The organism is uncultured Campylobacter sp., assembly GCF_937997465.1.
Classification (GTDB): domain Bacteria; phylum Campylobacterota; class Campylobacteria; order Campylobacterales; family Campylobacteraceae; genus Campylobacter_A.
The window spans coordinates 1-4647 of record NZ_CALKTQ010000133.1; the positions used below are offsets into that span (position 1 = coordinate 1).

The 4647-nt window shown below is 41.1% G+C and carries 6 protein-coding genes; all 6 read left to right on the top strand.

Annotation, left to right across the window (positions count from 1 at the left end; all coding sequences use genetic code 11):
• Positions 1–118 precede the first annotated feature (118 nt).
• Positions 119–1687 (top strand): flavocytochrome c, encoded by a 1569-nt coding sequence (locus Q0546_RS04105; protein ID WP_298790784.1) that lies wholly within the window; start codon positions 119–121, stop codon positions 1685–1687.
• Entirely contained in the window at positions 1687–1815 is a 129-nt protein-coding gene (locus Q0546_RS04110) for a hypothetical protein (RefSeq protein ID WP_298790786.1), read from the top strand. Before Q0546_RS04105 ends, Q0546_RS04110 begins: the two co-directional genes overlap by 1 nt.
• A gap of 12 nt (positions 1816–1827) precedes the next feature.
• Complete coding sequence (locus Q0546_RS04115) at positions 1828–2115, top strand: cytochrome c3 family protein (protein WP_298790790.1); 288 nt, start codon at positions 1828–1830, stop codon at positions 2113–2115.
• A gap of 144 nt (positions 2116–2259) precedes the next feature.
• Entirely contained in the window at positions 2260–2727 is a 468-nt protein-coding gene (locus tag Q0546_RS04120; protein ID WP_298790791.1) for a NapC/NirT family cytochrome c, read from the top strand.
• Between the two features lie 241 nt (positions 2728–2968).
• Positions 2969–4366, top strand: a complete 1398-nt coding sequence (locus Q0546_RS04125) for a hypothetical protein (protein ID WP_298790788.1) — start codon at positions 2969–2971, stop codon at positions 4364–4366.
• The coding region (locus Q0546_RS04130; protein ID WP_298790789.1) for a hypothetical protein at positions 4363–4647 on the top strand (285 nt) is incomplete at its 3' end. The genes Q0546_RS04125 and Q0546_RS04130, both read left to right, overlap by 4 nt.

Genomic DNA, 4647 nt, shown 5'->3' on the forward strand with positions numbered 1-4647 from the left:
AAATGCTTTATCAAAAATAGACATATTTTATCATAAATAAGCAGAAAAAAATTATATTAATATTTCTCCTAAAGATTTATTTAATAATATTAAATTTTACGTAAAGGAGAATACATGTTTGACAAATAGACGCAAGACTCTAAAAACTTTTGCCTGTTGTTCTGTAGCCATAGCTTCGCCGAATTTAGCTTTTGGCTCCATTAGAGCAAAAGATATCGAACGTTGGGACGAAAAATTTGACGCTATAGTAGTCGGAAGCGGCTTTGCCGGCTCTGCGGCAATGCTTTCTTTGTTAGACAACGGCATAACCAACTGCATAATGATAGAAAAAATGCAGTATTTGGGCAGAAACTCTGCATATAGCGGAGGATCGATGGCCGTTGCCGGAACCCCTATCCAAAAAAGAGAGAATATAAAAGACGATCCCGAACTACAGATAAAAGATACTTTAAAAAGCGGACATGATCTAAACGACGTAAAACTCGTAAAAGAGATGGTTTACGAGGGACCAAAAACATTTGATTGGCTCGTAGAAAACGGCGTAAATTTTAAATGGGTTAGTAGGAGCGGAGGTCATACCGTTCCCAGATCGCACTCTGCTGGCGCCGGAAGCTATATAACCCGCCCGCTTCAAAGGCAAATTTTAAATAGAGGCGGCATTATTAGAACCAGAGTGATAATGGATGATATTATATTTGACGACAATGACGAAGTAGTCGGCATTAAAGTTCGCGAGAAGTATGAATTTAATTTCGAAATAGGTTTTGACGAAAACGACAATAAAAGCGGGCAAGTAAAATTTTACAGATGCTACGGAGGGCTAATACTCGCTACGGGAGGCTGGGGCGCAGATATAAAATTTAGACAAATTTTCGACCCTGCCTTAAGAGCCGACGTGCTCACCACGAATCACTTAGGCGCAACCGCATACACCGTGCAAAAACTTATAAAAGATAACGTCAAATTTATAGACATGCAATATATCCAACGCATGCACGTCACCTCTGCCGATGAGCCGTTTTTCGGTTTTGCGTATCGCTGGATTACTCGCGGATACGCCTACGGTATAATAGTAAATCCAAAAACAGGACTGCGCTTCGTAAATGAAATAGCCGACAGAAAAGTAGGCTCTGATGCTATCTGGGCAATGAATGAGAATGGAACCAATCATCCTATTTTGATTATGGATATAGAAGGTACGAAAACCGTCGATATTAAAGACTTTCAGCGCGGACTAAGCGTAGGCGCCGTTAAAAAATTTGACACGATGGATGAGCTTATCGAGTACTATCATATCAATAAAGAGCCTTTTTTGGATCAGCTCAAAAGATACAATTCGTTTGTAGATGAAGCCTCGAAAGATAAAGATTACAAAGATCCCGAATTTAAACGAAATTTTTCAGCCTATAAAGGAAAATTCATAAAAGTAGAAAAACCGCCGTTTTTTGCCTCTAGGCCAGGGCCCAAAGTTCATCATTGTATGGGCGGCGTGAAAACTACGATAGACTGCGAAGTTTATAATAACGACATGAAGATCATCAAAAATCTATATGCCTGCGGCGAGCTAACCGGTGGTAGACACGGCTTTAATAGACTTGGATCAAATGCCGTGTTAGACTGCTTGGTTTACGGAAAAAGAGCAGGCGTTAAACTAGCCGAAATCTATAACGAAAAAAGAGGTGCGTAATGAAAGGATTTTTATTTATTTTATTATTTATAGTAACGCAAATTTATGCCTTTGATATAAATTCTACCGCCAGCCTAAGCGATATTTTAAGAAATTCTCAAGGCGAAATCGTAACTGATTTTAGCTAGAAATCTTTCCCGATAAAAGGTACCCATAAAAAACTAGGTCTTGACTGCAAAGATTGCCATAAAGAGGGTGACGTTAAGGAATATTCTTCCGCGATGAATGAATCATGTCTAAAGTGCCACGGCAGTTACGCTGGTTTGGCTCAAGCTACCGGAGCGCTCGGGCACAACGACAATATTCATGCAAATCCGCATTACGAATCGCTCGACTGCGACACGTGTCACAAAGCACATAAGCCGACCGTAAATATGTGCCTACGCTGTCATACGCAAGAATCGATGAAAAAACTAGTAGTAAAGTGAGATATTAAGATGAAAAAGATATTATTTAAAACCGTTATAGTTACTTCTATAGTAACTCTCGTAATTGTATTTGGCGGATATAAAGTCGTAAAAGTAACTGGAGAATACCCGTTTTGCGGTAGTTGCCAGGAGTAGAACGGGGCCATAGCCCAAACAAATTTAGCCGACCCGGTTCACGGCGGCTCAAATCCAAAAGGACTTGGGATAAAATGTACCGATTGTCATTTACCTCACGATAATCTAGCTAGCTATATCTTTGCTAAAGCAAAAAACGGTATTTCAGAAGGGATAACCGTACTCTTTAAAGACCCCAAAGAAAAAGATTGGATAACAAACAGAGAGCACGCTAGAAAAAATTATACTTTTGATAGCTCCTGCTTACAGTGTCACGGCGATATTATCAAAATTTCAGACGCAAACGCAACGAGAAATATCAGCAAAATGCATGCAAAATATATCGAATTAAAAGATACCGATGATTATATGAAATGCACGGGCTGCCATAAACACGTAGGGCATTACGATCTAGGTAAAATGCTTGCGGATCAAAAACATAAAGTAGCCGATAGCTGGGACGAATGGATATCAGAATATAACGATAGAAAAAAATAAATCTCACACCACTAAAAGCAAATTAAAAATTGCTTTTAGTGGTTTTAAATAGTTAGAATTAAAAAGTCATAAAATTTTAAAAAACTTTTTCACCTTAAGGACCATAGTTCCTACATAATAATTTAATAACCGTTTAAAACAAATTTATGTATATTTTCTCTTTTTTATATGTTGTCAAATTTGACGCAAATTTGAGTGCCAAATTTTATAAATTTAAAACCAAAACCACCGAAAGAGAAAAATGGATAGAAATTTTAATAAAGCAAGAACTCAAGGTATCCTCGGCGCAGTTTGTATCCTGTGTGCGAGCGCGAGTTTTCTAGCGAGCGATCAGAGCCTGTTTTGGACCGTTCGCACGCTAGCGTGGCTGTTTGCGCTGACGTTTTTCCACTATGCGCTCATCCGCGCGCAGGAGCTATCAAACTCAAACGTCTTTACTATCTTTAAATACGCCTACAACGGCTTTTTAGCAGTGATCCTCTGCACGATCGCGCTCTATGTTTTTGACGAAAATTATCTCAAGCTCATCTCCCGCGTCATCATCCCGCTTGCAGTATTTGCCGTCTCTATCGTGTGGGTCGTCATAAATCTCAAGCTCGCAAAGGCCTCGGGCTGCGCGCTTTTTAGCATTTACGCGTGGATGCTCGCCGCTAGCATTGGCGCAAACTTCATCTACGGCTTGCTAGAGGTCCTCTCGCCCGCCATCATCGCTCCCGCCGTCAAATTTGCACCTCTCACAAATGCGCTTTTTGATTTAGCGACTTCGGGCGTATTACTCGCGGCGTGGATCAGTGTAGAAAATTTCTCAAACGAGCAAGACGAAATTGAGATAAATTTGACCAACCAGCACGGCGATAGGCCAAATTTAAACGCCCAAAGCGCAAACGAACCAAATTTTAGCGCTCAACACGAGCGAGCGACGGAGCTCAAATTTGACGCCGATCAAAGCCGCACAAATAAAATCCTAACCAAAAAAGAAAACGCGCATGAAAAATCTTACGAACAAGAAACGCTAAAAATAGCCAAAAAGCAGGGTATCATCTCGTGCCAGCTTATGCTAGCGACCGTTGCCGTATCGTTTTTTGCCAAGCTTTATCTGATATTTACGCGGCCTCACAGCGAAGCGCAAGAGCAGCTGATAAAACTGCTTGAAGGCTCGGTAAATTTCATGCTTTTTCTCGCCGCAGCCGTTTATATGTGGTATGCGCTTAAAAAGTTGGAGGAGATCTACGACGCCGACGTGCTTAGCATCTATAAACAGATGATTTTTGTATCTATCGTATTTGCGGCAGTTGGTATAGCGTTTGGCTTTATACGCGGCATAGAGGACCGACCTGCTACTGCTGGTACTGGGCTGGCGGGGCTTTTTATACTGGCTATTGCCGTCTATCTAGCCGTCCTTTGGGCTAAGTTAAATTTCAGCCTTGTAAAGATTACGGAAAACGATCTTTTTAAGACCTACGTATTTTTCGCTATCGCTAGCTTTATTATCGCCTTTGCGCTGCAGATAATGCTATCCGCGGGCTATTGGCCGGTCTTTTCCATACTGCTTGCAGCGCTAGCCATCGCGATACTCTACGTGCTGCCGACTGCATTTTATCTATACGCCTGGACTTATGATAAAGGGGGAGTAAGATGAGCGAAAACGAACAAAATTTGACCGAAAATAGAGCCCAAACCGTAAAAAACGCAAGAAATTTTGGATTTTTAGCGGCTATTTGCATGTCGCTTACTATTTTGTCGTTTTACATTGTAGCTTTTTCGCCGCAGTTTCAGAACAAAAACCATTGGGTACTCGCATCCATAGGCGCACTCGTTTGTTTTTATGCGGCTTTTAAAGCACTTCAGCCTCTATGTGAGATGAATCTTGTACGTCCGTTTCATGCGAGTTGGGCTTTTGGGATTACCATGCTGACAGCA